The sequence below is a fragment of the Paenibacillus sp. 23TSA30-6 genome, assembly GCF_014858585.1.
Taxonomy (GTDB): domain Bacteria; phylum Bacillota; class Bacilli; order Paenibacillales; family Paenibacillaceae; genus Paenibacillus.
The window spans coordinates 79,408-105,993 of sequence record NZ_SLTL01000008.1 but is presented as its reverse complement, the minus strand read 5'-3'; the positions used below and the strand labels follow the sequence as shown (position 1 = coordinate 105,993).

Sequence of the window (26,586 nt, the reverse complement as noted above, 5' to 3'; positions counted from 1 at the left end):
TTCAGGCTGCACCTCCCAATTCTTCCTTCTTCGCATGCTTATCAAGTGACTTGAAGAAAGGATAATAAGTAACAAGAGATATGAGGATCAAAAATACCTGAAACAAGGCAACCCTCCAGCCACCGGACATAAATCCGTTAATAATAGGTGGAAGACCCAAAGGTACTTGCAGTCCCAGACGAGGCAATACATCCATCGTAGTTAGGAAGTAGGCCAGTGTGTAACTGATGATTGGACTGACGATGAAAGGAATCGCCAATACCGGGTTTAAAATAATCGGAGCACCAAAAATGGTCGGTTCACTGATCCCAAATATAGCCGATGGAAAAGCAATCTTGCTCAACGCTTTATAACGTTCACTTTTAGCCACAACCAGAAGAATAGCCAGTCCAATCGAACAGCCTGCTCCAATTCCGTACACCAACATGAAGTTCATGCCCACAATGTTCGGAAGAGGTTGTCCTGCGGAGTAGGCGGACAAATTCTGTAAATCCAGGGCCATAAAGATGGGCATCATCACCGACAAACAAACCATTCCTCCGTGAATCCCTACGACCCACAAGATTTGGCTCAAAAGCCCGATCGTCAGAATAAAAGCCCAATACGTTCCTCCCAGATTTTGAAGAGGGGTCTGCAGGAGATGATAAACAAAGTTATGAATATTTCCATAGGAAGTTACATTGAACAAGCCATTAATACACAAATCAACCGCGATAATGACGAGTCCCGGGATCAGCCCGGCAAAAGATTTTGCAACGGACGGTGGAACGCCATCCGGCATCTTAATGGATATTCCCTTTTTAAGAAGCAAAGCATATAATCTGCCTACCATTAAACCCATAATAATAGATATAAATAATCCGGTTGCTCCCAGCCACTGAAACGGCAAGGAAAATGCTCCATCCTTACTCATATCCAATGGAGTGACGACTAAAAAGCTCAGCAAGGCCAGTATGCCTGCATTCAGTCCGTCTTGCTTATAATTTTTGGACATGCTGTATGCAATACTAAATACGGCATAGAGAGCGATCATGTCTGTAGTCAACTTGGTCGCCAACTGAAGGTAATTTTTCAATCCCGTGTCTGTAATAAAGCTTTGATAGGCATCTATGGGCAGAGCATTAACTAACGCCGCAATGGAACCTACGAAAATAATCGGCATCGTCCCCATTAAGCCCTTGGAAATAGCATCGAAGTATTTATTATCTTGTAATACTCCCGCAAATTGCTGTAGTTTTTCAGTGAAGGACTCTATTGAAATTGCCATATGGCTGCGCCTTCTTTCTCGATGTTTGTATTTTTTTAATGGTGCAATTCATAAAATACTTCAATTAATTCCTCAATTAAATCAATGGTTAATAAAGAGTTCATTAAATGATCCTGTGCATGTACAACCAGCAGATTCATTTCCAGCTTTTGATCGTCGGCTTCCTGCTGCATCAGCTTGGTCTGCACTTTATGTGCTTGAACCGATTCCTTGGAGGCTTCCTTAATCAGTGCTCTGGCTTGTTCAAAATTCCGTTTTCTCACTTCACCGAGTGCGGCAAATGCCTTTTTGTTGGCTTCGCCGGAGTGAAGAATAATTCCCATAATATGTTGTTCTGTCTCTGTCTCCATATTCCATCCCTCTTCTTTCTTTTTTATTTGTCACATATTTGGATCATAAATTGTTTTTATGAACTAACTCAATTGCAAACTCAACTACTTTTTTTCCGTTACCCATTCCGTAATCAAGAGAATTAATGACAGCAATCGGCTTACCGTAAGAACCGTACTCCTTCTCGACTCCCTTGAGCTTGTGACTCACCTGCGGTCCCAATAAAACCACATCAAAGTTGTTAATGTAATCGGATAACTCTCCAATCGGATGAGCCTCAATGACCCAATCCTGTTGATCTGGCTCAAGGGACTTTTTCATTTTGCTGACCAATATACTGGTAGACATTCCTGCGGCACAAACTAATAAAATATTCATAATAAACGATCTCCTTTTACATTAAATTTTCCATAAAAGCCTGAAAATTTTCCGCGCTTGTGAGCGCTTTGACATGGTCTGTTTCCAAAATTCGTTCAATCATGCTGTACAATCGGTTCAGCTCTTCTTTTTCCTTCGGATTAATGGCCACCAGCATCACCAGTTTGATTTTTCTGCCTTCATGCTTGATCGGCTCCTCCAGCACCCCTACCGAAATAGCTGTTTTGGTGGAGATATAATCCATCGCATGTGGCAGAGCAATTAAATTTGCCAAAACAGTGGACTGCATCTGCTCCCGCTCAATGACAGATTGATAGAACTCTTCACCATCGCTAATCATGTGCTGCTCTAACAAATTTGCTGTTAATGTACGCAGAACTTGAAAGTAATCACCCGGCTGTCTAACGTATTCAAATAATCCCTCGCTGAAAAAAGAATGGCCGTTCCCTGATTCGTGACTGTTCTGGCTGTGAATGCGAATAGGACTTTGTAAATATTTCTCGATTTTATTCAGGTCTGACCGGTTCAGCAACGGATTGACCTGCAACACAGGAATGCTTGTGTCCGCCTCTATGGGTACCGTAGTCACTATAAAATCAACCTGCCCCAAGTCCCCATTCAATACCTGTTCAAGCTGATACATAGAGTACCATCCCAAAATGTTCAGCCGTTCACCGTAATAGGACAACAGCTTGCGGTATAAAAGCTGAGCCGTTCCCAAGCCTGAGCCGCACATAATGGCAACCACAGGCTTGTCAAACACTTCTTCCAGCGCCACGGCAAGGTGTAATGAAATGTAGGTCAGCTCTGATTCATTAATCGTTAGCCCATACCTTTCTTTAATGATAGGTACAAGGACATTCGATAGCTCAAAGGCAAAAGGATACTTTCTTCGCGTTTCCTCTTTTAAGGGGTTAATCTCAAAAGTATGCGTTTTCAAACGATAGATCAGTGGACTTATATGTTGAATAAGATTATGGGTCAAATTCTCATTGTTCAGAAAATTAATACCAAATTTACTTCGTATCTCGACCAATAAGTGCTTCACAATGTCAACGGCTTCTTGGTTCTGTGTATGTGAATCATCATTTTTCACATTTAACAGCCGCTTGGATTGGAAGCGTTGCTGTAGATACTTCAGTTCATTTTCCTCCGGTTCAGCCATAAGCTTGCTCATACCCGCCAAGACAATTTTCACAATATCCGGGTCCAGCTCTTCCTCAATCTGTTGATCTATAATAAATCCCGTCTGGCTGCGCTTCATGCTGATAAAAAAATCTATAAACAAGGAGAAAATGTCCTGATCGGTTAGGAAGTACCCGTAAGAATTAAGCATATTCATAACTAGCTTCTGGAACTCAATAAGATCATCATAGACATGGGGTTCCTTGAACAGATATTTTATGCGATTCATAATTTCCAAGTGCTTGCCTGTTGTCCCCTGCTGTAGAGCATGGTATAGAAGCGCCCGCTTGGAAATTTCATTTCCCGACAGCAATAAGCCTTTGGTTTGAGATACCGTTAACTGCAAGCTTGGAAAGCTATGAACGACTTCACTCACTCGCTTGATATCATAATTAATGGTCGTCTTGGAAACGTAGATATCATCGGCTATAGTTTCCATCGTTATATAGTCGGTTGAAAACAAGAGCTTGAGCACGATATACACGGTTCTTTCAATAGGCGTATTCGGTACATCCGTCTCCTGATCCGTGAGATTGAACTCCTCGAAAATACCTCTAATGATTTTCTTATCTCTGGGCTCGATATAATAGCCGACTTGCTTCGATGAATGAATCTGGACTTTATATTTAGACAATTCGTTATTCAGCAGCTTAATATCCGAACGAACGGTTCTGGCACTGACCAAAAATTCTTTCGCAATGGAACTGCCGGTAAGTGGATCGTTTCCAAAGAGAATACGAAGAAGTATACTGATTTGACGATTGTTCATTGATGATCTCCCCCCTTCCACCACACTTTGCCCATATCACCTTCCCTGTAAACTCTATGAATTCATTGTAAACGACAAAGGATGTCAGAGATATTAAACGAATTTCCTATGACATTAGGAAATGATAAATAATCAGCTTTCCAAAGTAAAAGGCCCCCTGAGCCAGTAAATGGTCAGGAGGCTTTTTGGGAGTTTATGGTGCGGAGGAATAGAGATTAAGACGGCTGCTCCAGCGCATCAGGTGTATCGCTGAACAGCTTCGCTTTGGGATTGGGCTGTGTCCAGGTGTTATAATACTGCGAGTTTTTGCCGTACGAATTATCAATGACGACATGCGGCATATCGAGCAGGCAGGCCAGGATATGACCGTGCAGCCGTGAGGTGCGCACCTCGCGGTAAGAGCTGAACAGCGTAACCGCCTTGTTCATGAGGTGGTCGGTGTACTTGTACCAAAAGGTACGTGTAGGCAGCGGACCGCCGATTTTCTTGTCCAGACGGTAAAACTTCTGGAAGTAGACGATCCCTTTCACTTCCAGCGGAGTGAACAGAGTATCCCAGTCCAGACGGTGGGCGGCATCTGCCTCGTCGTCGAATTGCTTTTGCCCTCCTACGGTTTCAATATCCGTGCGCAGGAAGTACAGTACGTCCTTGACCGTTTCCGTAGTCGGCTTCAACGGCCAGAGCTGGTGCGCCATGTCCGGGCATAGCGTGATGCTGCACTGATTCAGCTTCTCCTTGGCCCACTGATATGAACGTGTATCCCGCACAAACATATGTAGATCCGGGTGAGCATTGAACAGCGCAGCGACCTCATTCCCCTTCTGTTCAGATTGAAAATGGATCGTCTGCGGCATGATTACAATGCGGTGGCTCGGAAAATCCCGTACGATGCGTTCCCGCAGATTTTGGTGATTTGAATATAAATCACCGAAATTGCCACCTCCGTGACACACGATAATCCAGTCTCCCGGAATTTGAAGCTGATCGGGAATATCCATAGCACTGTAACGGGCACGAACACGGATACCGTTATCCTTGAAGAACGCCTCGGTGCCTTTCATGATGAGCACGTCCCCACCGTTGTTATACACGGGGTAGTCAACATAAATGATGTTCGAACCTTGGGGGACTACGTCGAGAATGACGCTCAGCTTATTTTTCAGTTTAGCCATGGGATGCGAATTCGGCATCTTTCAGTTCTCCCTTCCTGCGCTTCTTTTGTATGGTCTGAATGACAAATGTGATATCACTTTTATCAAAAATGATCCGTGATAACGGAACATCGAAAAACATGGGGAACGAGAACAGTGAGAACGCCAACCGTACACAAGCGCCTACGAGCAAAGCAATCGCAATGCCGTCCAGACCAAAGATCGGTGTACAAATAAAAAATAGACCGACGGTGATCGCATAGGCTACAATTTGCCGGAACAGCACCAGCCCTGGCCGACCCAGTGCGTTGAAGGCCGAAGCCAGAATCCATGAGCCGCCTCCGATGATGCACTCCAGTGACAGCAGATAGAAGGTTAACGATGCTTCCAGAAAAGCGGGGCCGTACAGCAAGCCCAGCATGTATCGTCCAATGAACAAAGCAGGCACGATGACGATCAGCATCGCAGCCATGGAGATGCGAAAAGCACGACCGACGGTTTCGACAATTTTGCTGTGCTCCATTCCAGTCACCTTCGGAAAGGTTACATTCGTAACAGCGTTCTGCACCACATTGAACACACGCGACAGAGCATAGACGACAGAGTACAGACCAAACGCCTTGGGGGACAGCAGCGCCACGATGACGATTTTGTCTGTTTGGGTGGACAGCGTCCCCATCAATTCCATCCCGTAGACTCTCGCTCCATAGCTATAATAAGGGCGGAGCACCTGGCGGCTGGTGAACAGGCGGAAAGTACGCAAATTCATATGCTTGCGCAAACGGAAGAACGCCCATACCAGCGCAAGGAAACTCGCGGCAAAATTCACGGCCCCTGCCAACTGCACATTGAGCAGCCCCATCAGCCATAATGTCACCAGACCGATGAAGTTCAGCAGCGGATAGTAAAACAGCAGACCGTTATATACGCTAAACCGATCCAGTCCTTGCGACAATGCCGTTGTCAGTGCCGTAAGCACCGCCAGCGGAACCGCCGCCGCACAATAGAGCTGTGACAGGTGAACGATATCCGCACCATAGCCGTTCAGCCATAGCGGCATACATATCCACGCTACAGCTCCCGCCAGCAAGCTGGCAGGCAACTGAATCCACAGCGACAGCGCCACCAGCTCCTCCGTCGTGCCTGTTTTCTTCTTGAGGTTATAAATCAGCGACGTAGGCAAGCCGAAGCTCAGCACGCTACCGATCAGCGTAGGCCAGAACAGAACCGCCGCCAGTTCTCCTTTCCCCTCGACTCCGAGCATACGTGCGGTCAGGATGGAAGTCAGGGTCGTGACGATCAGCACGAAAAAATTGTTAAAACTCGTGCGCATGATCGTTTTGGCGAGACTGTCACCCGTGAATACTTTCCTTGCTGCTGTCCATGTGCTCATGTTACGTCCAACTCCTGTTCCTTATTAAGCCTCTCGTCTCTATGTTCACATCGCGCTCCTGCCGCACCTCCATCAGCCTACCGTTTTTTTGGAATTGCGTTCAGGCAGCTGATCTCCGCCAACAGGCTCCTCCGGACTTGAAAAAATCGCCTTCAGCGCTTTTCTGTAGCCTTGAATGGCAGTATGATTTTTCTTGGGCTTCTCTCTCAAAATTTGATACAGCGTCGTCCAATACAGCGCAGCATAGCCAATCGGACCAGATCGCTCGTCCCGCAGCAGATGAATATGATTCATCACCCGCATATAAGTGACCTGCTCCATATTGTCGCGCGAGGACGGCGATTCGTGGTGAAGGAGCGTAAGCGCCGGGTTAATGTACAGCGGGCCGCTTTTCATGGCAATGCGCGACAGTAACAGGTCTTCCCCTACGCTATAGCTTTGCAGCCAAGGTACCGGCTCCAGACTGCGAATCGCCTCACGACGAAATGACATATTGCAGCCGTGAAAAAACTCGGTTCGAAACGTCTTTTTCGCCTTGTGCCAGTTGTACATCGAGCCGGATTGACCGCTGAGAGACAGCTTGCCTTTGGACAAGGACTGCTGGAATGATAGCAGGCAACGAATGGTCCCCATGAAGCTGTTGCTCATTCCCTTCGCAATGCCACCGACACCAGCGGCCTGCGGATAAGCCTCATAGGTGCGTATCAGCTCGTTCAAATAGTTGTTTGGCAGCTCAACATCATCGTCAAGAAACAAAATGATGTCGCCCTGCGCAAGTTCAGCTGTCTTTACACGAGATAACCATAATCCCGGCTGCTCCTTGCGATGATATCGGTAGGTAATTCCCGCTCTGCCCAACTGACGTTCATAACGTTCCAGCACATGCCTCGGCAGTTCTCCATCATCAATAATCCACAGCTCGGTTTCACATGCCTCCGGTGCCCCACCAATAGCTATTGAATTAATGCATCGGGTCAGATCGTCAACCCGATTTCGGGTGCACAGGGCAATGGACAAGCTTAACATCATACTCCCCCTTTATCCTGAAAATGTGTGTGGAATCAGATTACTGAACCGCCGGGCCTAAATATTCGTTATATTTTTGCTTGCGCGGGTTCAGAATGAACAGCACCCCCTGCTTGTATCCTTCTGCGGCATTAAAGTTACGGCGTAGTATTTCCTTGAACATCAGGTAGGACAAGGTCCATAAAAGCGCTCCGTACTGGATGGCTCCCGCCTTTTTCAGAGCAAGAAAATAATAGTGATTGATCGCTGTAGCCTTGGCTACTTTGCCCGCCTTATCGCGCGAGCTTGGGGATTCGTGATGAATGATCGTCAAGTCGGGATTGATAACCAGTTTGCCATAACGGCTCGCCAACTGGCACATGTACAAATCGTCAGCCACGGCATAGCTGGTCATCCACGGATACGGCTTCATATCCCGAAGCGCATCCCGCCGGAACGACATGTTGCAGCCATGAAAAAATTCCGTATCAAAAACCTCCGTCGCTTCTCCCCAGCGCAGCAATGAACCTGCCAGGCTACTGGGCGAAAGCTTGCCAAGAGACGGAGACATCTGAAATGTCAAAATGCCCAGCAGCTTCCCTGCCCGGCTCGAATGTAGTCCCTTTGCAATCCCTCCAACACCCACAATCGTTTCATCCTGATCATAGGTATCGAGCAAGCGCCGGATATAGAGTTTATCATCCAGTTCGGCATCATCGTCAAAATACAGCACGATATCATACCGTACGAGAGACAACGCTTCATAGCGGGACAACCAAACGCCGGGACGACTTTTTTTATGATACTTCAAAATGCCTTGAGACAAGCCGGATACCATGTCACGGTACAGCTCGACCTGTTGGTCGGAAATATCGCCGTCATCCACAATCAGCAGCTCTACAGCCGTATGCTCCAGCTGCTGCTGTCCTGCAATAGATTGTATACAGCGTGTCAGATCTTCGATCCGATTGCGGGTACAAATGATGATGGAGACATCGGACATGCCATTACCTCCTGTGTGTATCCAGATGCTTTGGAAGAGATATTCTAAGTTTTTCCAATTGCTGGATGATATATGTTTATTGTATCTTTGACAGCGTTTTAGTGTATATACCTCTTTTGTATACTTTTTCAGTCTCCAAAAGGGTAGACAATACTCGAAAAAGGGCAAAAAAATAGGATCGGCTTCTAGCGCCAATCCTGATCTACCCTTGAAAGTCCAGAAACAACGTTGCATTCACATACCTGCGTGCCATGGACAAAAAATAACTATTTTGCACCGATACCGCAGCTACCAGCAATGTATTCCGAACGGCTTGACACTGGATAGGGGTCAAATGCTGCAAACGACTCGTGTATTGATCTGCCGCCTGAATCAGCAATTCCTCCGTCGCACCTTCCTGACGCTGCTGCCCTGTAGCGGAATTCCCGTTTTCTTTGGCAAGCACGGCTCCTGCCACATCCAGCAGTTGATCTCCATTCGCATCCAGCTCCTCAAACAAGGTTGAATAAGCAGCGTACAAATCGACCGGCTGGATTAGATCATCCGTATCATCCTCCGGCTGTTGGAACAGGATATGAAATAACTGACGGATGGATTCAAAATCAAGGCATGATTTCAAATCCTCCACAATGAGCAGCAGTGCGGCCTGGTTGACTGAATATTTTTTACCGATCTTCGGTGATCCGAGAAATTCCTTGAAGTCGCGTTTGACCCAATTCTGCATAGAGGCCAATGAAACATGACTATACTCGACCAGTTGGCCGAGAGAAACGATTTCCTGTAGCGAAAAAGCTGCGCTGTGTTTGCCCTTGATAATTTTATCCAGCACAGGCGTTACCTCAGTATACAAAAATGTCGGCATCGTACTGCCGGGACGGCCCGGATGGATATGGGTGCGTCTCCAGGCATCCTGAAGAACGGCCAACGGCTGCAATTCGCGGCGACCTTCCATCGCCAGCAGCAAATGGGCCATATCACGGCGTGTGAGGGTAAAAGACTCCATCTGCTTTCCTCCCTTTAAACCATTTCAAGTTCATTTGAACTCATCATACGCCCATAAACTAGGCTTGTAAAGTGAAGCAATGGTCCGTGCGGGTTCTGTTTCGCCTTATTTTCCGTACAAATTGGAGGCAGGTGACCTGCTATGATTGGATATGAACCTTGTATATTTGCTTTTAAGTTCTTAAAATAAGTTCAAGTGAACTTAAAATGGAGTTCATTAAAAATTGAACGAAAAAGGGATGAGTGAAAATTACATGGGTATAGGTGTCAGTCTATTTTTGTTCGCGGTGTTGATTATATTTAGTGCTTTCTTCGTGGCTACCGAGTTTGCGATTATTAAAATCCGTTCCAGCCGGGTCGATCAGCTGGTAGTGGAGAACCGTAAAAACGCACTGGCGCTACAAAAGGTCGTCAATAATCTGGACGGCTACCTGTCCGCCTGTCAGCTTGGTATTACGATTACAGCGTTGGGACTCGGCTGGCTCGGTGAACCGACCGTGGTCAAATTGCTGGAGCCTCTCTTTCAACAGCTCAACATCAATGGGGAATTTTCACATATCCTGGCCTTTATTATTTCATTTGTCATTGTAACTTACCTGCACGTGGTTATCGGTGAACTGGCTCCCAAAACGCTGGCGATCCGCAAAGCGGAAGCAGTAAGCTTGTTGACCTCCCCGGTCATCGTATGGTTTAACCGGATTATGTATCCGTTTATCTGGCTCCTGAATGGCTCGGCCAACCGTTTGGTTCGTTTGTTTGGTCTTCAACCGGCAAGCGAGCATGAGGAAGCGCATTCTCAGGAGGAAATTCAGATCATTTTGTCCGAAAGCGTGGAAAGTGGTAAGATCAATAACACCGAATATGGCTACGTGAATCGTATCTTTGCTTTTGACGAGACCGTTGCCAAAGAAATTATGGTGCCACGTACAGATATGGTATGCTTGTTTACGAATCGCTCGCTGAAAGAAAACATGCTGACCATTCACGAAGAGCAGTATACCCGTTTTCCGGTGGCGACAGAGAACAAGGATCAGATCATCGGTATGATTAATACCAAGCAGTTGTTCCTTGAGTATGACCGCAACCCTGAGCTTGATTTCAATAGTCTGATTCAACCGATCCTGACTGTTCCGGAAGTTATACCTGTCAACACGCTGCTCAAACGCATGCAGAAGGAGCAGGTTCATATCGCCCTACTCGTCGATGAATACGGCGGAACCTCCGGTCTGATTACTATTGAGGACATTTTGGAGGAAATTGTTGGCGAAATCCGTGACGAATTCGATAAGGATGAACGGAAGGAAATCGAGAAATTAACGGAGAACAGTTATTTGATGGATGGCAAGGTGATGCTTTCCGATTTGAGTGATCTGACTGGCTTGACGTTGGACGATGAGGACGTGGATACTGTCGGAGGGTGGGTGTATAGTCGGGTTCCGGAACCGAGACAGGGCAAGGAATTCATAGAAGATGATGTGAAATTTATCATTCGTGAAATGGGTAAAAATCGTATTCGACGAGTGGAGATTATTCTGCACAATGAATCTCCTGTATCCGAGTTGGAAGCGGAATCTGACACTTCTTCCCAGGAGTGAACCGCTGTGACCTGAGCGGCTTGCACTGTGCACTTGACACTTGCGTTCACTCCTACTGAAATGACATACTTCCAGGGCAAACGGCTTAGGCCGTTTGCCCTGCACGCGTGTAAGGAGGAACTAATAAAGTGGATATTTTATCATCTATTATTATGGGTATTATTGAAGGGCTGACAGAGTTTTTGCCGGTCTCTTCGACGGGTCATATGATCCTGACGGCTGATCTTCTGGGGTTAAACACGGAGAATGATACAGTCAAAACGTTCGAGGTTATTGTGCAGTTGGGTGCTGTGCTGGCGGTTGTCGTATTGTACTGGCGCAGGTTCCTAAGCTTATTTGATTTCAGACGCAAAATCTCGAGCCAGCCACGTCTAAACCTGTTACATATTATTTTAGCCATGATCCCAGCGGGGCTAATTGGCGTACTGTTCCGTGATGTAATCAAGCAGTACCTGTTTGGTCCTGAAACGGTTTTGTACAGTTTGGTTATCGGGGGCCTGCTAATGATCGCAGCTGAGAAATTTCATCCGCCTATTAGATCACATACGCTGGATGAGATCACATACAAACAAGCATTTACCATCGGTATGTTCCAAGTCCTAGCTCTATGGCCAGGATTCTCCCGTTCAGGCTCAACCATGTCTGGGGGCCTATTCGCACGTGTAAGCCATACGGCAGCCGCGGAATTTACATTCCTCGTATCTGTTCCGGTCATGCTGGGTGCATCGGGTATTGATATGATCAAAAGTATGGATCATCTGTCTATGAGTGATTTTCCGGTGTTCGCGGCAGGCTTTATCACTGCCTTTATCGTCGGAATGCTGGCGATCAAAACGTTCCTCGGTCTGCTCAAACGCTTGAGCCTGACTACATTCGCCATTTACCGCTTCGTGCTGGCGGCTGTGTTCTTTTTCATTATTTTATAAGCCGTTGTTTGGTACCGATAACTAAAAAGGGATATCCATATGGCCTGAATGATCAGTCCTTGGATATCCCTTTTACTATTTTGCTGAAAGGAAAGATAGTCTGGAACTATCTCTATTATTCGTTCTGATTATTGTTTTGATTCCAACGTGGTCAGGTATTCGGAGATTTGTGCTGGCGTCTTGGCATATTTGCTGTGCAAATGAGCAATTTTTTCGCCGTTACGGAAAACGAGCAGGCTCGGGATTCCACGTACCTGGTTTTCTTCAGCAATCGGCTGGAATTTCTCAGCATCAAGCGCAAAAAAGCGCTTATCTGCATTTTCCTCGATAATGCCACCCATGAATTTATCCAGTGTTTTGCAATCCGGACACCAGGTTGTATCAAATTTTACGACCGTCAAGCCGTCACCGTTAATCAAATCCTGATACTGCTGCTGTGATTCGATGCGTTCCATTTGTTGGTTCCTCCTAGAGTATATTTATGAACGTCTCCATAACCAAATATGGATTATAAACCTGAGCTTATTCTTATATTGTAATGGTTCTTTCATATATTGCAACTATGGCAAGTACACGTTCAAAAGTATGAACCAATTTATCGGCTGGCAAATCGCATTTCCAACCGTGTGACAAAGATCCCCTCTGCCCTACGTGTGCTCATATTAACGGTATTGCGCATCATAGCGGTTAGCCCGGCTAATTTGCTGTAGTGCCTCCCGCTCCTGCTTGGATAACGGCGGGATACTGGCTGCTGCGATATTATGCTCCAATTGTCCCCGTGAGCTTGCACCCGGGATGACAGCAGCAACAGCCGGGTGAGACAGGCTATAACGGATAGCTGTCTGCCCCATGCTGCGCTCTGCACTCGTAAATGCCTTTAATTGCTTGCGTAAGTCCAGCAGCTCTGCCTCTTCGTAGTCCAGATAGCCCTTGGCTACCTTGCCTTCTCCTTCGTCGGTCAATACGCCGCTGGCAACAGGCCCGCGTGCAATGACGCTGATTCCCCGATCCTGAAGTAATGACAGTACCTCTTCCTCTGCCCGACGGTCCAGCAAGCTATATTGATTCATGACGCTGACGATATTCGAACGCTCGACATATTCACGGATGACGTGAGGACGAATCGAAGAAATGCCATAATAACGGATGACCCCCTCCCTTTTGAGCTGTTCAAAAGCTTCAATCGTTTCGTCGATGGGATCGTCAATCGTCCCACCGTGAAGCTGATACAGGTCGATATAGTCCGTTCCCAGACGGCGCAGGCTTTCTTTGACCGCAGACAGAATATACTCCTTGGACGGGTCCCACCCCCAGCCCACTTGGCCCGGCATACGCCGATTACCCACCTTGGTCGCCAAAACGACATCTTGACGCCGTCCACGAATTGCTGCCCCCACAATTTCCTCATTACGTCCGTGATGGTATAAATCCGCCGTATCCAGCAGGTTCACGCCCCGATCCAGCGCTTCATGGATCAGGTAAACACCTTGCTGTTCCTCCGTACCGACCGACATACAGCCCAAGCCAATCTCGCCTACCAGCAAATCCGAAGACCCCAGACGATTTTTCTTCATCTATTGGTTCCCTCACTTTCATTAGCGTTTAACATTAAATTTTGAATATTACTCTATTATACGCAAAAAATAACCCCAAAGGGCATAGAGACTCCACGATCTCCAATCCTTTGGGATTATTGCATAAAGTCCATATTACATTCGTGCTATCGGAACAACCACTTGATGGCCTCGGGGAATTGACACTGGAAATCTAGATGACCTTTCATCGTATGCAAATCTCCATCGTGTACAAGTTATCCATTACAGCGCGGCATCCATTTCCTTGATCATTTCGGACACGGATTCCAGACCATTACCTGACAAGTACCAGTAGTTCGGGTCAAGATACACAATATGACCGTTTTTAAATGCATTGGTTTTCTTCACCAGCTCGTTTTCAATCGTTTGTTTGCCTGTAACCTGTTCCTTGCCTTCCTCTACCACGACTGCTCCACGGTCAACGACAAAGATGTAATCCGGATTTTTTTGCTGTACGTATTCAAAAGAAACCTTTTGTCCATGCGTGGATACTTTAATGTCAGGATCCACAGGGGTTACGCCAAAAGCATCATGAATGATACCGAAGCGGGATTGTGAGCCATATGCGCTCAGGCTTCCTTCATTCGTCAGCACGATCAGTCCTTTAGCTTTGCTCGCTACCGCCTTGTCATGTACGGCCTTGATGGAGCTATCAATCGCAGCCAGTTCCTGCTTGGCAGCATCCTCTTTGTTGAAGATTTGACCCAGTGTTTCAACGTTTTTCTTAAAGGAGTTTATATAATCCTTGGTGTCTACAGCCAACGAAATGGTTGGTGCAATTTTGCTCAATTCTTTGTACGCATCTGCTTGTCTGCCACCGATGATGATCAATTCAGGAGACAGATCGCTGATCTTCTCGTAATCCGGTTCAAACAGCGTGCCTGCACTTGCATATTTGGAATCTTTATATTTGCTCAAATACGTAGGAAGATCCTGCTGCGCTACCGCCGCAACGTCAACACCCAGCTTATCCAATGTATCCAATGAGCCAAAATCAAAAACAACGACATTTTTCGGGTTAACTTTGACTTGGACCGGGTTTTCATCCAGTGCATGTTTAACCTCGATGGTTTTGGATTCTGTTGTTGCAGCAGAAGATGAACCGTTGCCAGTCGCTTCCTGTGTAGCTGGAGCCGCTTTGCCACAGGCTGACACGATCAGTACCAATGCAAGCATGAGCGTTAAAAACATCATATTTTTCTTCATTTAACATTCCCCCTAAGTGAAATAAACGCAAATTTTATGTTCCCCGATCTGTTGAATCGGAATATCCATATCGTACAAATCCTTTAATACCTGACTATCAATCATTTCGTCAGCGGTTCCCTGCTTCAGCAGCCTGCCGTCCTTCATCCCCACAATATAGTCCGAATAGCAGGATGCGAAATTAATGTCGTGAAGCACGACCAGAATCGTTTTGCCGAGATCATCCACCAAACCGCGTAGCGTTTTCATAATCTGAACCGAATGCTTCATATCCAAATTGTTCAGCGGCTCATCGAGCAGTATGTATTCTGTGTCCTGAGCCAAAATCATGGCAATAAAAGCCCGCTGTCGCTGTCCCCCACTAAGCAAATCAATATGCTTGTCCTTCATATCCTCCAGCCCCATGTAGGCCATAGACTGCTCCACCATTTTGCGATCCTCGCTGTTCAATCTACCCTGGGAATACGGAAAACGGCCGAAGCTGACCAGCTCCTTCACGGTTAAGCGGATATTGACATCATTGGTCTGTTTTAAAATGGATATCTTCCGAGCCAGCTCCTCACTTTTCGTCAGGCTCACGGCCTGCCCGTCAATCAGGATTTCACCCTCATCGCTGTCTGTCAGACGACTGATCATCGACAACAAAGTGCTTTTTCCCGCGCCGTTAGGTCCAATAAAGGAGGTAATCGTGCCTTTCGGTACAATGACGGATACCTGATCCACCACATTTTTATTCCCGTAGCGTTTGGATACGTTTTTGACTTCTACCATGATTTATTCTCCCGCAGCAAAAGGTACAGGAAGTACACCCCCCCGATAAAGTTAATAATGACGCTGACCGTTGTCGATAAGTCGAATACTCTCTCTGCCAGCAGTTGGCATCCTGCCAATGCAATGACACTGACACAGATGGAGGCCGGAATAATATATCTGTGCCGATAGGTCTTCATTACTTGATAAGCCACATTGGCCACAATTAATCCTAGAAACGTAATCGGTCCGACAAGTGCCGTGGAAATGGAGATGAGAATCGCTACGATCACCAGCAATCTTTTAATAATAAAACCGTACGGTAATCCCAAATTAATCGCATGCTCCCGTCCGAGCGACAGCACATCCAGATACTTGATGAACCTCCACGCATAAGCGAATACGAGCACAAGAATCACGACGGACAGCCACAGCAGCTCAGTGTTCACATTGCTAAAGCTGGCAAAGCTTTTGTCCTGAATCTTGGCATATTCGTTCGGATCAATCAGCACTTCCATAAAGGTAGATAAACTGTTGAACAGCGTGCCGAACACCAGTCCGATCAGCAGAAGTACATAAATCCCGCGTCCGTCCTTGCGAAAAATTAATTTGTACAATAAACCCGCGAACAGCACCATCAGTCCCACAGATAATAAGAAATTCAGCTCCCGGCTAGTCGAAATGAACGGCACGGAGCCAAATGCAAAAACAATGGTCGTCTGAACCAGCATATACAGTGAATCCAGTCCGATAATGCCCGGGGTCAAAATTTTGTTATTGGTAATCGTCTGGAAAATAACCGTTGCAAAAGCAATCGATCCACCTGTCAGGATGAAGGCTGCGATCTTTTTCAATCTTCGCGGCAGCGCGTAGTGCCAGTTATGCGGAAGATCTATAAACACGAAAGCAGCAATCAACAGAAGCGCGGCAGCGGCTAATATGCCGATTTTTAATTTAGGATTCATAAGCCCTTCTCCTCAACAGCAAATACAAGAACAACGCGCTTCCGATCACACCAACCGTAAGCCCTACAGATATTTCATACGGATAAATGATGACCCGTCCCAAAATATCGCAAAACAGCACAAAGACGGCGCCCAAGGTCGCGGTATGGGCCAAACTTTTTTTCAGATTATCGCCCATATACATGCTGACCAGATTGGGTACAACCAGCCCCAGAAAAGGGATCGTTCCCACGGTCAATATGACTACGGAGGAAACCAAAGCCACGATCACCAGACCAACGTTGACGGTGCGCTTGTAATGTACGCCCAAATTTGCCGCAAAATCCTCGCCCATGCCTGCAATTGTGAAACGATTCGCATATATGTACGCTAATGCAACCAAAGGAACACTAAGATACAGCATCTCATAGCGACCACTCATCACCAGTGAAAAATCACCCTGCATCCACGAGGAAATGCTCTGGATCAGATTGTATTTATAGGCGAAAAAGGTCGTCACCGAATTTAAAATGCCCCCGAACATTAAACCGACCAGCGGGATAAATACCGGGTCCTTGAAACGGATTTTATCCAGTATTTTCATGAAAATCAGTGTCCCCGCCAGGGCAAACCCGAAAGCCGTCAGCATCTTCGTCCAAAATCCCGCCGCTCCAAACACCATAATAGCCATCAGCACACCCAATCGTGCCGCATCCATCGTCCCTGCAGTGGTGGGAGATACAAATCGGTTCCGGGTAAGCTGCTGCATAATGAGCCCACAGATACTCATATTCGCCCCTGCGATAATGATACTGATCAAACGTGGGAATCTGCTAATCAGGAGTACCTGCGCCTGATCCTCGGTTAAGTGGAACACATCAAGTGGAGTTACATCGTGAACACCGATAAAAACCGAGGCGAAGGCCAGTACCAGAACAGCCAGTATTAAATAACGCAATTTCATGTTCTAACCAAGGGAGCCTGTTCTCCAACAACCTGTACCAAGCTTCGGCCCTGTCCTCCCCTCCAATAATGATAATCATTATCAAAATGAACTAGCATAAATTATATCAGTCCTCGCGTATCTGTCAAATCTTTTGAAATGAACAAAACATGGAAAAAAAGCCGTCAGGAGCATTCCCAACAGCTTGATCTACTTGATTTTAAAAATTTTGAATCAGGAGCTTACGACTTCCACTCTTCCCGTAAAAGCCCCATTCGGATCGAATCATAATACTCTCCATTATAATATCTGCACTTTCGAAGCCGGGCCTCCAAGGTCATCCCTAGCTTCTCCCCAACCTTCATCATCCGATAGTTTCCTGACCAGGTTGTAAAGCCTACTCTTACTAGAGGTAGTGTATTAAACAAATGCGTGATCCACAGTCGCAATGCCCTGGTACCAAACCCACCGCTCCAATACTGTGAATCAAAGATACCTATCCCCATTTCAAGCCATTGGGAAGGCTTATGCTCCCAATAGTAGCTAACCGATCCAATGATCTTACCTTCCACTTCAATGAGCCAAAAGTCATCTTGCCCGATTCGCTTTTCCTTATCTTTTAAATAATCATCAAAAGAAAGTGTCTTATGTTCATAATAAGGTGCATCCCACTGCTTCCATTCCGGTGCTTCTTCTTTATAAGTTAACGTCCAAAGAGCCTGTAAGTCTTCTTCTGTAACGGGCCTAATGGTTAAATCCTTATCCGTATACAACGAACACACTCCTTTTAAATAAATTCCCAATCTGCTTTTTAGTATTTATTTTACATGATTATGCATTATTTTGTATTTCTTTTCCCCTACAGTTCTTGGAGCCAGGATACGTAATTTGAGTTGACAATCGCTCCAAAATAATATATCTTAATATCAAGACAATAAATATTAAGCAACGTTTACTACTGTTCATTTCGCTTTTACATGCTAATCATATAAAACCAAGGAGGACAATGACATGAAACTGTTAGGATTGCATCACGTTTCGGCGATTACGGCGGCGGCGGCTAAGAATGTTGATTTTTATACTCAGGTAATGGGTCTTCGACTCATTAAGAAAACGGTGAACCAGGATGATGTGAGCGTTTATCACCTCTTTTATGGAGATGAGCGCGGAACGGCTGGCACCGAAGTCACTTTCTTTGAGATTCCGCATGCTGGGCAAACTCGTACGGGGAATAACAGCATTTCGGCGCTTTCCCTGCGGGTACCGAATGACAAGGCACTGGATTACTGGAAAGACCGTTTCGAGCAATTGGATGTAAAACATGGTGAAATTACGGATCAAGCGGGACGTTTGGCGCTTTCGTTTGAGGATTTTGAAGGGCAGCGCTTCTTCCTGGTTTCGGATCAGCATGACAACGGAGTGCGGGGCGGTACGCCTTGGGAGAAAAGCCCTGTCCCTGCTGAATACGGCATCGTCGGACTTGGCCCGGTTCATCTGACCATTCCAAAAGCGGAGAACACGATCCTCATTCTGGAACAGGTGATGGGCTTCCGCAAAAAGGGCTCCTATCCTTCCACCGTTGCTGGGCAGCCTGATGTGGTCATCTATGAAACCGGCGAAGGTGGAACCGGGACCGAGGTTCATCTGGAAGAACGTAACGATCTTCCACAAGAGCGCCCGGGACGAGGCAGTGTGCATCATGTAGCCTTCCGTGTTGAAACTGAGGAAGAGCTCAAACAATGGGTAGAGCGTATTAACCAACTGCAAATTTCCAGCTCAGGGTTCGTGGATCGCTTTTACTTCCGTTCATTGTATTTCCGTGAGCCGAACGGCATTTTGTTTGAATTGGCAACCGATGGACCCGGCTTTGATACGGATGAAGAACTGGAGTTTCTGGGTGAATCGCTGGCGTTACCGCCATTTTTGGAATCGCGTCGCGCCTCCATTGAAGCCAACCTCAAACCGCTGAACACCAAGATTTAATAGAGTTATTTCAACTCCAAAATCACACAAAGCCGGGGACTTCTACATCATGTAGAGGGTCCCGGCTTTTTTCATGCAACAGCTCTGTTTCCACCCAAAAGGACAGCTCATCTGCAAGCCTTTAGGCCTTCACAGGTAAGCGAAATGCCCTTTTTGGTTAAGCTTACAGCTTTTTATCGTCCACGCTATTCAGCCAAGCTTCGATTTCTCCGATCACAGAAGCGATACATCCATCCTGGAACGGCGAGATCAGACCAGCCAGCTCCACCAAGCCGGTAAAAGAACGACTCCCCCCGGCACGGCACAGCTTCAAGTAATCTTCCCACGCAGCTGTCCGGTCGATGCTCATACGTTTCCAGAATTGGAATGCGCACAATTGTGCGAGTGTGTAGTCGATATAGTAGAACGGAGATTGGAAAATATGTCCCTGCTTATGCCAGAACCCGCCCCGCTCCAGATACTCGTTGCCTTCATAGTCCAAATGCGGTTTATACTTGCGTTCAATGGAGCGCCATGCGCTTTTACGTTCGGCTGGCGTCCAGTCTGGATGTTCATATACGGCATGCTGAAATTCATCCACAGCTACGCCGTAAGGGACAAACAACAACGATGAGGACAAATGTTCAAAGTGATATTTATCCGTATCGTCCTCGAAGAACAGCTTCATCCAAGGCCATGCGAAAAACTCCATACTCATGGAATGAATTTCAGCCGCCTCCATGGTTGGCCAGTGGTATTCGGGGATTTCAAAATGCCGACTTTCGTACACCTGAAAGGCATGGCCCGCTTCATGCGTCAACACATCGATATCACCGGATGTACCATTGAAGTTGGAGAAAATAAACGGCGTGCCATACTCGCTCAAAAATGTGCAGTAGCCTCCGCTTTGCTTGCCCTTTTTGCTAGTCAGGTCCATCAACCCACGTTCGATCATAAAGCTGAAAAATTCATGTGTTTCCGATGAAAGCTCCTCATACATACGCGCTCCATTATGAATGATCCACTCCGGATCGCCTTTGGGTGTAGGATTACCTGACAAAAAGTTAAAGCCTTCATCATAATAGCGAAGCTGATCCACTCCGATCCGCTCGCGTTGGCGTTCCTTGAGCTTTGTTGCCAGCGGAACGATATGTTTCAGCACTTGTTCGCGAAAATTGGCAACCATAGTGGCATTGTAATCGGTACGACCCAAACGGGCATAGCCCAGCTCTACAAAGTTATCGTAGCCCAGCTTGTGCGCCATGCGCGTGCGTACCTTAACCAGTTCATCGTAAATTCGATCCAGTTCATCCTCATGCTCGCTCATAAATTGATACTTGGCCTCGGAGGCCTGTTTGCGTGTCTCCCGGTTGGTATCCATTTCAAAAGGCAGGAGCTGCGACAATGTGCGTTCTTCTCCCTCGAACGGGATCTTCGCTGAAGCAATAAGCTGAGCATATTCGGAGGTCAGCTTATTTTCCTGCTGCAAATCCTCAATAATATCCGGGTGGAACGACTTGAGTGATACCTCGGCAATACTGAAAAGCTGGCTGCCCCACTGGCTCTCTAGCTCGGCTCTGAACGGCGAGTCCACCAATGCACGATAGTAATCGGTTACATACTCCTGAATGACTGGCATGAAATCATCAGCGTACTCTTGCTCTGCTTTGTAAAATGTGTCCTCCGTATCAATGGAGTGCCGAACCTCTACTAATTGCAATTGCGTTTCCACGTTACTGCGCAGCTTATTAATGGCATGAATAACTTCATTTTGACGCTCTACGCTGTCCGCTTCACGAAACTGCTGCAAAAGCGTTTTAAACCGCTGTTCAATTTCAGCTTGCTCTGGTCGGGTATAAGCCATTTGGCTGAATAATGTCATTGCTTCGAGTCCTCCCTAAATTTAATAAATCTGATGCTTATTATACAGTACGACTAGAGTAAACAGGAAGATATAATTCCAAAAAAATACATCAAAAACCGCAATACCAAGTATTGCGGCTTAAAGACTCTAGCCTAAACGCTAACTATCGGAGATGCACTACCTAATGCAGCCATTTTATAAGTGCATTCATGCTTTAATGATTTTGCAAACGATGTGCCGCATGCAGAGTCGGACCAACGAATTCGTTCAGCTTGAAGCTGCCTTCAATCGCCTGTGTAATGAATTTTTTGGCCTGATCCACCGCTTCACGTACAGTCAGCCCTTGGGCCAAGCCAGCCGTTACCGCTGCCGAAGTTGTACAGCCTGCACCATGGGTGAAGCTTGTTTTCACAACATCCGCCTCGAACCAGTCGAAGGTAATTCCGTCATAAAGCAGATCCATCGCTTTACCTGCACGGATTTTGCCACGGTCCTTAATCAGCACGTGCTTCGCCCCGCGCTCATGGATAATCGCCGCTGCTTCCTGCATCTGTTCCAGCGTCGTAATGGGTCCGTTCTTCGCCAGTTGCGAAGCCTCGAATAAATTCGGCGTGACCAGGTCAGCGCCCGGAATCAAAAATTCCAGCATTGCTTCTGTATTTTCCGGCTGAAGCACTTCATCCGTACCTTTGCAGACCATAACCGGATCAATAACAACCCGTTTAAGATCATGCTTGCGCAGATGGCTGGCAACCAGTTCAATAATATCAACGGAACCGAGCATACCCGTTTTCATTGCGTCAAATCCAATACCTTCCAATACCGTACGCAGTTGTGCTTCTACCACATCCAACGCAACAGGATATACAAGATGGTCCCACGTTTTGGGTTCCATCGCAACTACGGTTGTCAATACAGTCATTCCATATACGCCAAGCTCCTGAAAGGTTTTCAGGTCTGCCTGAATACCCGCGCCGCCGCTGGTGTCGGAGCCGGCTATCGTTAATGTTTTGGGAATCGTCATTTTCACATGCTCTCCTTCACTTACTGTGCTGCATTTATCCTAATCCCGCATGGGAAACTTGTCAACGCGCAATGCGTTCTTCCTATGCTAAAAGTCACAGAAAAGAATAGAATTAAAAAACGAGAACGTTCCCTTTTGACCAGGAGCATTCTCGCTAGAATGGGATATATATTTTGAATTCTAAAGATTACAAATACCCGCCGGTGCTGTGATCATAGGCATGATTCTTTTCATTTTCACGCACGCCCAGGCAAAACTTCTGATACAAATGCTGCTGTTCCGGGGTAGAAAAGTTCCGATGCTGCTCAAACAAAGCCATGCAACCGATAATATGCTCAGTATAGCTGTTGTCTACAGACAACTGTAAGCAATGCAGTGTTTGCCCCAGTCCCTCTGCATAATCGCCCTTCCGAAAATGATATTCGGCATACACCTTGCAAAAGGAGGCGAAGCGGAATGCATTAAAATGCTTGCGGTAGTGAGTGTCCCATTGATCCGGTGCAAGCTCCCAGAAGCTCTTAAGTTGCTCGCTGAATAGTCCCAGCTCGGCATCCACAAAGTAACCGAACCTGTTCGCTGATTCAAGCAGCGTATTCAAGCCTTCCAGCGTCTCGTCCGGATGCTCGCGCAAATACGTAATATATTCATAAATTGCAGAGGTATTGCCCATTTTAATTTCGATACAAAGCCGATTGCCTTGAGCGTACACACGATGCATGTCCACTACTTTCTGACCTTCCTCATCCAATCCTTCAAACCAGCTCAAATCTGCATACCCATCAATCCATTTCTTGGATTCCTCATACCTGCCCTGAAACTCATAGCAGCTGGCCTTGAGCAGATGACCCTGTGCATAATAGTAGACAAGCGGTTTGAGCAACTCCAGATGCTCATCTCCAAAGCGGTTCCGATTGCGGTATAGCGCATGAGCCAATTCTCGCAGCTCGTCCGCATACATTTCCATCTCGGACCATTGCATTTTTAACGCAAACACTTGAGATAGCATATGTAAGCCTTCCAATGCATAATTTTCCGGCAACCGACTACGGTACAAGTGGAATTGCACAGCAGCCTTCAAGCTCCGCTTGTTATCCTTGATCTGAATCTGGAATATACGGAAATAGCTGATCGCTAACCGCTCGGAGTGGGTATACTTCTCACTCTCGATAACACAATTGTACAGAAGCATGGCCGCTTCATATCTCTCGTCCTCAAACATCGCTTCTGCGGTATCAAAAATAGCCGGAATGTTCGATAAATCATCCATCAGATAGTCAAGTACACTGCAAATACATTCCAGCTTGTTCAGCTCCGAACAACGGAGCAGAAACGGACGCAACCTTCTCCAGTGTGGTAAGGAATGAATAAAACATTCATCTACATACATCTCGAACAAAGATCCTTCTTCCAAACCCATCGCCCCGGTAATCAGATCAAGCTGATTGACTGAGATAGGCCGTGGTGGGTTCCGGTTAAGTATGCCGCTAAGTGTACCCGGATTTACTTTGGACGCATCTGCGAAACATTGCATGGAAATACCTTCACGCTGAATATACTTTTCAATTTCTGCACGAATCGTGGTGTTTTTTTCCAAAGGGACACCCCCTCCATCAAATGATGGTGACTTTTTCATTACCTTTTAAACCAAAATTTGTTTAATCAAAGTATATGTCTAATCATAACGGAGGTCAATAACTTAAACGCGACTCAGGACATATAAAATTACGAATTTCGTACGATTTTAAATGATCCGTGTGCAAAAAGACCGCCCCCGGAGGGACAGTCTTTGCTAACATATGATGCCATAGGCTCATGTCCGCCTTTTTCTGTGTTCCGTTCACGTCGGACAATGTTTTTGCCTACCCAGAATTTCAGTGTATCGTTCCCGGCTTTCACCCATACCATTTGCGTTTTTGCATCCCATTTCACTTGAGCGCCAATACCTTCACCCAGGTAACGCAAAGGGATGTACGTCTTACCGCTCCATATGAACGGAATGGTGTCCATTTGTGTCGTTTTATCATTAATTTTCAGCATATGGCTATCCACTTTCATCCAGACAGTCGTCATGCGCTGGATTCATCGTATCGGATGGAGCAGGAGCTGCGGGTTCCGATGGTGTAGTTGGTTCAACAGGCGCAGATGCAATTTCTTCTGCAAATTTGTCACTATTTTGCGTTTGGATCACTTTAAAATTAAATTTTTTTTCAAAAAAATTCAGGATCGCCCGAAATCCAGAGCAAATTTGGCGTATCCCTCCGCGGTTAATCCTTCATAAAGCAACTCTGAATGGGCTTTGGCGGCATCCGTTGCTTGCGGTGAGGTCAGGAACGTCACACGCGGGCGGCCCGGCCATGGCGCGAGGGACCAGTGACCGTCTGCTTGGGGCGTCAACGTCTTCATATGCCGTACATATTCGGTTAGCACATGCCGATTCTCATCCGGTGAAGCGAGTACGATGCGTTCCCCGCCCGGATTGACCAATGTAGAGGAAAACGCGCGATAGTTGTTCGTGACGACCAAATAGCTTCGCTGCATATCCAATGGTTCTCCATCCAAGGTCATATGAAGGATTCTGTGCGCACTCGCCTCCTTCAATATTCCAGCAGCATCATATCTGGCGGGCTGCGTCACATCAATCTGGTACCTGATCCCGTCAATGATATCGAAGTTAAAGCTCGGAAAATCCGAATCAATCAGCTCCTGCTCCTGTTCTGCATACGGATCAATTTGTCGGAATTGTCCGGCAGACCATTCGAGCCATTCCCGAATTTCTGCCCCGGTCAGCCGAACGACATGCAGTGTGTTTGGAAAATTGTACAGATCGGCGATATGCTTGATTGCCAAAGTCCCCGCCGGAATATCGGTATAATATGAAGGGCCATATCGGCCGCCTGTTTTAAAGGGAGCCGCTGCCGACAGCACAGGCAAGCCTTCGTACTCACTCCCCTGCATCTGCTGCTTCACATACCACATTTGTGCGTCGTTCACGAGTTGAACGGAAGCATCGTCCATCACCTGGGCAAAATAGCTGTTTACTGCCACCGTTGTGCTACCAACAGGAGCGCGGATATAATCCAGCGTCCCGGCATGCTCTTCCGCAACCGCCTGCTGAATGGCAGCATCCGGCTGCACCAGCGCTTGCTTGCGTACCGAATCATACACCGGACGTACCTCCGCAGAAGAGGCCGCCACTTGCCACGTTCCATCCATAAGGGTCAGGTCCAGATCAATGATACCCAGATGATCTCCCCAAAAGCCCGGCTCCACCGCCGGAATATCATGGATGGTGCCTCGCTCCGCGTCCACACCCGTTTGACCAACGAACGAAGGGCCGGGGAATACTTTATGTGCATGACCAAACAGAATCGCGTCAATTCCTTCCACCCTGCTCAGATGCAGCACCGCATTTTCCATATACGGCGTTTCAGGAATATCTTCAAAACCCGCGTGAGGCATGGCAATGATCAGGTCGGCTCCCTCGGACTTCATTTGTGGAATAAACCGTCTCGCGGTCTCCAGCATGTCCTTGACGATGATTTTCCCTTCCAGCCAAGCCTTGTCCCATTGCATAATTTGCGGAGGCACAAACCCGATAATCCCCACCTTCAACAGATGCTTGAAGCCTGCTCCATCCTCCACCGTCTTGTCCAGTATCAGATAAGGTGTAAAGTAATTTCGTTCTTTTTCCACGACTGTATGGCTATCTGTAAAAATATCTTTCTTCGTATCTATATCTGTATCCGCCTGAATATAGATGTTGGCATTGATATAAGGAAACTTGGCTCCTTGAAGGCAAGTCTGCAAATATTCCAATCCATAGTTAAATTCGTGATTCCCGATATTGGCCGCTTCGTACTCAAGCAGATTCATCGCTTTGTAGGCAGGATGCACGGCGTTCGGGTCCTGTTGGAGACGTTGTACTGCATAATCCCCCATCGGATTGCCTTGAATAACATCCCCGTTATCCAGCAGCAGGTGGTTAGGTACCTCGGACCGAGCCACCTGGATTAGACTGGCTGTTTGCGCAAGACCGTACTGCAACGTTTCCCGATCCGTATAATAATCGTAATTCCACAAGCTGACATGCAGATCGGTCGTAACCATAACACGGAATTTCACCCTCACAGGACATAGCGTCTGCTGTTGTACCTCTTTATTGATATCTGAAATATCCAATCCTGTTCTCTCCTTCAGCTTCGGTCATAGAGCTTGAACAAGTTTAACAGGGTACTGTTAAGAGAATGTTAAATGAATAGAAATGAGAGAGTATAAGATATATTTTACATACTTT

25 protein-coding genes are annotated in these 26,586 nt (G+C 46.7%); 3 read left to right on the top strand and 22 right to left on the bottom strand.

Annotated features, from left to right (window positions below):
- Position 1: 1 nt before the first annotated feature.
- From E0698_RS09535 to E0698_RS09495, 9 genes are all read right to left on the bottom strand, one after another.
- Positions 2 to 1,267, bottom strand: a complete 1,266-nt coding sequence (locus E0698_RS09535) for a PTS sugar transporter subunit IIC (protein ID WP_192511403.1) — start codon at positions 1,265 to 1,267, stop codon at positions 2 to 4.
- Positions 1,268 to 1,302: 35 nt separating this feature from the next.
- Entirely contained in the window at positions 1,303 to 1,617 is a 315-nt protein-coding gene (locus E0698_RS09530; protein WP_044644523.1) for a PTS lactose/cellobiose transporter subunit IIA, read from the bottom strand.
- A gap of 43 nt (positions 1,618 to 1,660) precedes the next feature.
- Positions 1,661 to 1,975, bottom strand: coding sequence for a PTS sugar transporter subunit IIB (locus E0698_RS09525; RefSeq protein ID WP_192511402.1), 315 nt, complete (start codon positions 1,973 to 1,975; stop codon positions 1,661 to 1,663).
- Between the two features lie 16 nt (positions 1,976 to 1,991).
- Positions 1,992 to 3,929, bottom strand: a complete 1,938-nt coding sequence (locus E0698_RS09520; RefSeq protein WP_192511401.1) for a BglG family transcription antiterminator — start codon at positions 3,927 to 3,929, stop codon at positions 1,992 to 1,994.
- Positions 3,930 to 4,144: 215 nt separating this feature from the next.
- The gene (locus E0698_RS09515) at positions 4,145 to 5,119 is read right to left on the bottom strand and encodes a polysaccharide pyruvyl transferase family protein (RefSeq protein ID WP_044644526.1); all 975 of its coding nucleotides are present in this window, start codon (positions 5,117 to 5,119) and stop codon (positions 4,145 to 4,147) included.
- Complete coding sequence (locus tag E0698_RS09510; protein WP_192511400.1) at positions 5,094 to 6,473, bottom strand: lipopolysaccharide biosynthesis protein; 1,380 nt, start codon at positions 6,471 to 6,473, stop codon at positions 5,094 to 5,096. Before E0698_RS09510 ends, E0698_RS09515 begins: the two co-directional genes overlap by 26 nt.
- A 72-nt stretch (positions 6,474 to 6,545) precedes the next feature.
- Positions 6,546 to 7,499, bottom strand: a complete 954-nt coding sequence (locus E0698_RS09505; RefSeq protein ID WP_192511399.1) for a glycosyltransferase family 2 protein — start codon at positions 7,497 to 7,499, stop codon at positions 6,546 to 6,548.
- 40 nt (positions 7,500 to 7,539) lie between these two features.
- The gene (locus tag E0698_RS09500; protein WP_134912560.1) at positions 7,540 to 8,481 is read right to left on the bottom strand and encodes a glycosyltransferase family 2 protein; all 942 of its coding nucleotides are present in this window, start codon (positions 8,479 to 8,481) and stop codon (positions 7,540 to 7,542) included.
- Between the two features lie 202 nt (positions 8,482 to 8,683).
- Positions 8,684 to 9,484: a DUF1836 domain-containing protein gene (locus E0698_RS09495; protein ID WP_192511398.1), complete on the bottom strand. Its 801-nt coding sequence runs from the start codon at positions 9,482 to 9,484 to the stop codon at positions 8,684 to 8,686.
- A 223-nt stretch (positions 9,485 to 9,707) separates the two neighbouring features.
- Between E0698_RS09495 and E0698_RS09490 the strand changes: the two genes are divergently transcribed.
- Together E0698_RS09490 and bacA are read left to right on the top strand one after the other, a co-directional pair.
- Positions 9,708 to 11,078, top strand: a complete 1,371-nt coding sequence (locus E0698_RS09490; RefSeq protein WP_192511397.1) for a hemolysin family protein — start codon at positions 9,708 to 9,710, stop codon at positions 11,076 to 11,078.
- Between the two features lie 128 nt (positions 11,079 to 11,206).
- On the top strand, positions 11,207 to 12,004 hold the full coding sequence (bacA, locus tag E0698_RS09485; RefSeq protein ID WP_134912555.1) for an undecaprenyl-diphosphate phosphatase: 798 nt from the start codon (positions 11,207 to 11,209) through the stop codon (positions 12,002 to 12,004).
- A 128-nt stretch (positions 12,005 to 12,132) separates the two neighbouring features.
- Here bacA and E0698_RS09480 read toward each other — a convergent pair whose 3' ends face one another.
- From E0698_RS09480 to E0698_RS09450, 7 genes are all read right to left on the bottom strand, one after another.
- Entirely contained in the window at positions 12,133 to 12,459 is a 327-nt protein-coding gene (locus E0698_RS09480; protein WP_044644532.1) for a thioredoxin family protein, read from the bottom strand.
- Between the two features lie 207 nt (positions 12,460 to 12,666).
- The gene (locus E0698_RS09475; RefSeq protein WP_134912553.1) at positions 12,667 to 13,578 is read right to left on the bottom strand and encodes an aldo/keto reductase; all 912 of its coding nucleotides are present in this window, start codon (positions 13,576 to 13,578) and stop codon (positions 12,667 to 12,669) included.
- Between the two features lie 243 nt (positions 13,579 to 13,821).
- Positions 13,822 to 14,805 carry a siderophore ABC transporter substrate-binding protein gene (locus E0698_RS09470; protein ID WP_192511396.1) on the bottom strand — a complete coding sequence of 328 codons (984 nt, stop codon included), beginning with the start codon at positions 14,803 to 14,805 and terminating at the stop codon, positions 13,822 to 13,824.
- Positions 14,806 to 14,817: 12 nt separating this feature from the next.
- Entirely contained in the window at positions 14,818 to 15,576 is a 759-nt protein-coding gene (locus tag E0698_RS09465) for an iron ABC transporter ATP-binding protein (protein WP_192511395.1), read from the bottom strand.
- Positions 15,570 to 16,520, bottom strand: a complete 951-nt coding sequence (locus E0698_RS09460) for an iron chelate uptake ABC transporter family permease subunit (protein WP_192511394.1) — start codon at positions 16,518 to 16,520, stop codon at positions 15,570 to 15,572. Before E0698_RS09460 ends, E0698_RS09465 begins: the two co-directional genes overlap by 7 nt.
- On the bottom strand, positions 16,510 to 17,463 hold the full coding sequence (locus tag E0698_RS09455; protein WP_192511393.1) for an ABC transporter permease: 954 nt from the start codon (positions 17,461 to 17,463) through the stop codon (positions 16,510 to 16,512). The genes E0698_RS09460 and E0698_RS09455 overlap by 11 nt, the downstream gene beginning before the upstream one ends.
- Positions 17,464 to 17,684: 221 nt before the next feature.
- On the bottom strand, positions 17,685 to 18,215 hold the full coding sequence (locus tag E0698_RS09450; protein WP_192511392.1) for a GNAT family N-acetyltransferase: 531 nt from the start codon (positions 18,213 to 18,215) through the stop codon (positions 17,685 to 17,687).
- A gap of 238 nt (positions 18,216 to 18,453) precedes the next feature.
- On the opposite strand from E0698_RS09450, the gene E0698_RS09445 reads away from it, so the two are divergent.
- Positions 18,454 to 19,425, top strand: a complete 972-nt coding sequence (locus E0698_RS09445) for a ring-cleaving dioxygenase (protein ID WP_192511391.1) — start codon at positions 18,454 to 18,456, stop codon at positions 19,423 to 19,425.
- Between the two features lie 163 nt (positions 19,426 to 19,588).
- Here E0698_RS09445 and E0698_RS09440 read toward each other — a convergent pair whose 3' ends face one another.
- The 6 genes from E0698_RS09440 to E0698_RS09415 all read right to left on the bottom strand — a co-directional run bounded on the left by E0698_RS09440 (position 19,589) and on the right by E0698_RS09415 (position 26,471).
- On the bottom strand, positions 19,589 to 21,286 hold the full coding sequence (locus tag E0698_RS09440) for a M3 family oligoendopeptidase (protein WP_192511390.1): 1,698 nt from the start codon (positions 21,284 to 21,286) through the stop codon (positions 19,589 to 19,591).
- A gap of 196 nt (positions 21,287 to 21,482) precedes the next feature.
- On the bottom strand, positions 21,483 to 22,292 hold the full coding sequence (pdxK, locus tag E0698_RS09435; RefSeq protein ID WP_134912533.1) for a pyridoxine/pyridoxal/pyridoxamine kinase: 810 nt from the start codon (positions 22,290 to 22,292) through the stop codon (positions 21,483 to 21,485).
- Positions 22,293 to 22,479: 187 nt separating this feature from the next.
- The gene (locus E0698_RS09430) at positions 22,480 to 23,886 is read right to left on the bottom strand and encodes a DNA-binding protein (protein WP_192511389.1); all 1,407 of its coding nucleotides are present in this window, start codon (positions 23,884 to 23,886) and stop codon (positions 22,480 to 22,482) included.
- A gap of 128 nt (positions 23,887 to 24,014) precedes the next feature.
- Positions 24,015 to 24,329: a copper amine oxidase N-terminal domain-containing protein gene (locus E0698_RS09425; protein ID WP_238353928.1), complete on the bottom strand. Its 315-nt coding sequence runs from the start codon at positions 24,327 to 24,329 to the stop codon at positions 24,015 to 24,017.
- 4 nt (positions 24,330 to 24,333) lie between these two features.
- On the bottom strand, positions 24,334 to 24,480 hold the full coding sequence (locus E0698_RS09420) for a hypothetical protein (protein ID WP_192511388.1): 147 nt from the start codon (positions 24,478 to 24,480) through the stop codon (positions 24,334 to 24,336).
- Between the two features lie 29 nt (positions 24,481 to 24,509).
- Positions 24,510 to 26,471, bottom strand: a complete 1,962-nt coding sequence (locus E0698_RS09415) for a bifunctional 2',3'-cyclic-nucleotide 2'-phosphodiesterase/3'-nucleotidase (protein ID WP_192511387.1) — start codon at positions 26,469 to 26,471, stop codon at positions 24,510 to 24,512.
- Between the last annotated feature and the right edge of the window lie 115 nt (positions 26,472 to 26,586).

Bases quoted from the DNA above. Each gene is read 5' to 3' on its own strand.
- E0698_RS09475 (WP_134912553.1), bottom strand. From the start codon at position 13,578: ATGAAGAAAAATCGTCTGGGGTCTTCGGATTTGCTGGTAGGCGAGATT.
- E0698_RS09460 (WP_192511394.1), bottom strand. From the start codon at position 16,520: ATGAATCCTAAATTAAAAATCGGCATATTAGCCGCTGCCGCGCTTCTG.
- E0698_RS09500 (WP_134912560.1), bottom strand. From the start codon at position 8,481: ATGTCCGATGTCTCCATCATCATTTGTACCCGCAATCGGATCGAAGAT.
- E0698_RS09465 (WP_192511395.1), bottom strand. From the start codon at position 15,576: ATGGTAGAAGTCAAAAACGTATCCAAACGCTACGGGAATAAAAATGTG.
- E0698_RS09530 (WP_044644523.1), bottom strand. From the start codon at position 1,617: ATGGAGACAGAGACAGAACAACATATTATGGGAATTATTCTTCACTCC.
- E0698_RS09425 (WP_238353928.1), bottom strand. From the start codon at position 24,329: ATGCTGAAAATTAATGATAAAACGACACAAATGGACACCATTCCGTTC.
- E0698_RS09510 (WP_192511400.1), bottom strand. From the start codon at position 6,473: ATGAGCACATGGACAGCAGCAAGGAAAGTATTCACGGGTGACAGTCTC.
- E0698_RS09455 (WP_192511393.1), bottom strand. From the start codon at position 17,463: ATGAAATTGCGTTATTTAATACTGGCTGTTCTGGTACTGGCCTTCGCC.
- E0698_RS09505 (WP_192511399.1), bottom strand. From the start codon at position 7,499: ATGTTAAGCTTGTCCATTGCCCTGTGCACCCGAAATCGGGTTGACGAT.
- pdxK (WP_134912533.1), bottom strand. From the start codon at position 22,292: ATGACGATTCCCAAAACATTAACGATAGCCGGCTCCGACACCAGCGGC.
- E0698_RS09495 (WP_192511398.1), bottom strand. From the start codon at position 9,484: ATGGAGTCTTTTACCCTCACACGCCGTGATATGGCCCATTTGCTGCTG.
- E0698_RS09525 (WP_192511402.1), bottom strand. From the start codon at position 1,975: ATGAATATTTTATTAGTTTGTGCCGCAGGAATGTCTACCAGTATATTG.
- E0698_RS09535 (WP_192511403.1), bottom strand. From the start codon at position 1,267: ATGGCAATTTCAATAGAGTCCTTCACTGAAAAACTACAGCAATTTGCG.
- E0698_RS09480 (WP_044644532.1), bottom strand. From the start codon at position 12,459: ATGGAACGCATCGAATCACAGCAGCAGTATCAGGATTTGATTAACGGT.
- E0698_RS09515 (WP_044644526.1), bottom strand. From the start codon at position 5,119: ATGCCGAATTCGCATCCCATGGCTAAACTGAAAAATAAGCTGAGCGTC.
- E0698_RS09445 (WP_192511391.1), top strand. From the start codon at position 18,454: ATGAAACTGTTAGGATTGCATCACGTTTCGGCGATTACGGCGGCGGCG.
- E0698_RS09520 (WP_192511401.1), bottom strand. From the start codon at position 3,929: ATGAACAATCGTCAAATCAGTATACTTCTTCGTATTCTCTTTGGAAAC.
- E0698_RS09470 (WP_192511396.1), bottom strand. From the start codon at position 14,805: ATGAAGAAAAATATGATGTTTTTAACGCTCATGCTTGCATTGGTACTG.
- E0698_RS09440 (WP_192511390.1), bottom strand. From the start codon at position 21,286: ATGACATTATTCAGCCAAATGGCTTATACCCGACCAGAGCAAGCTGAA.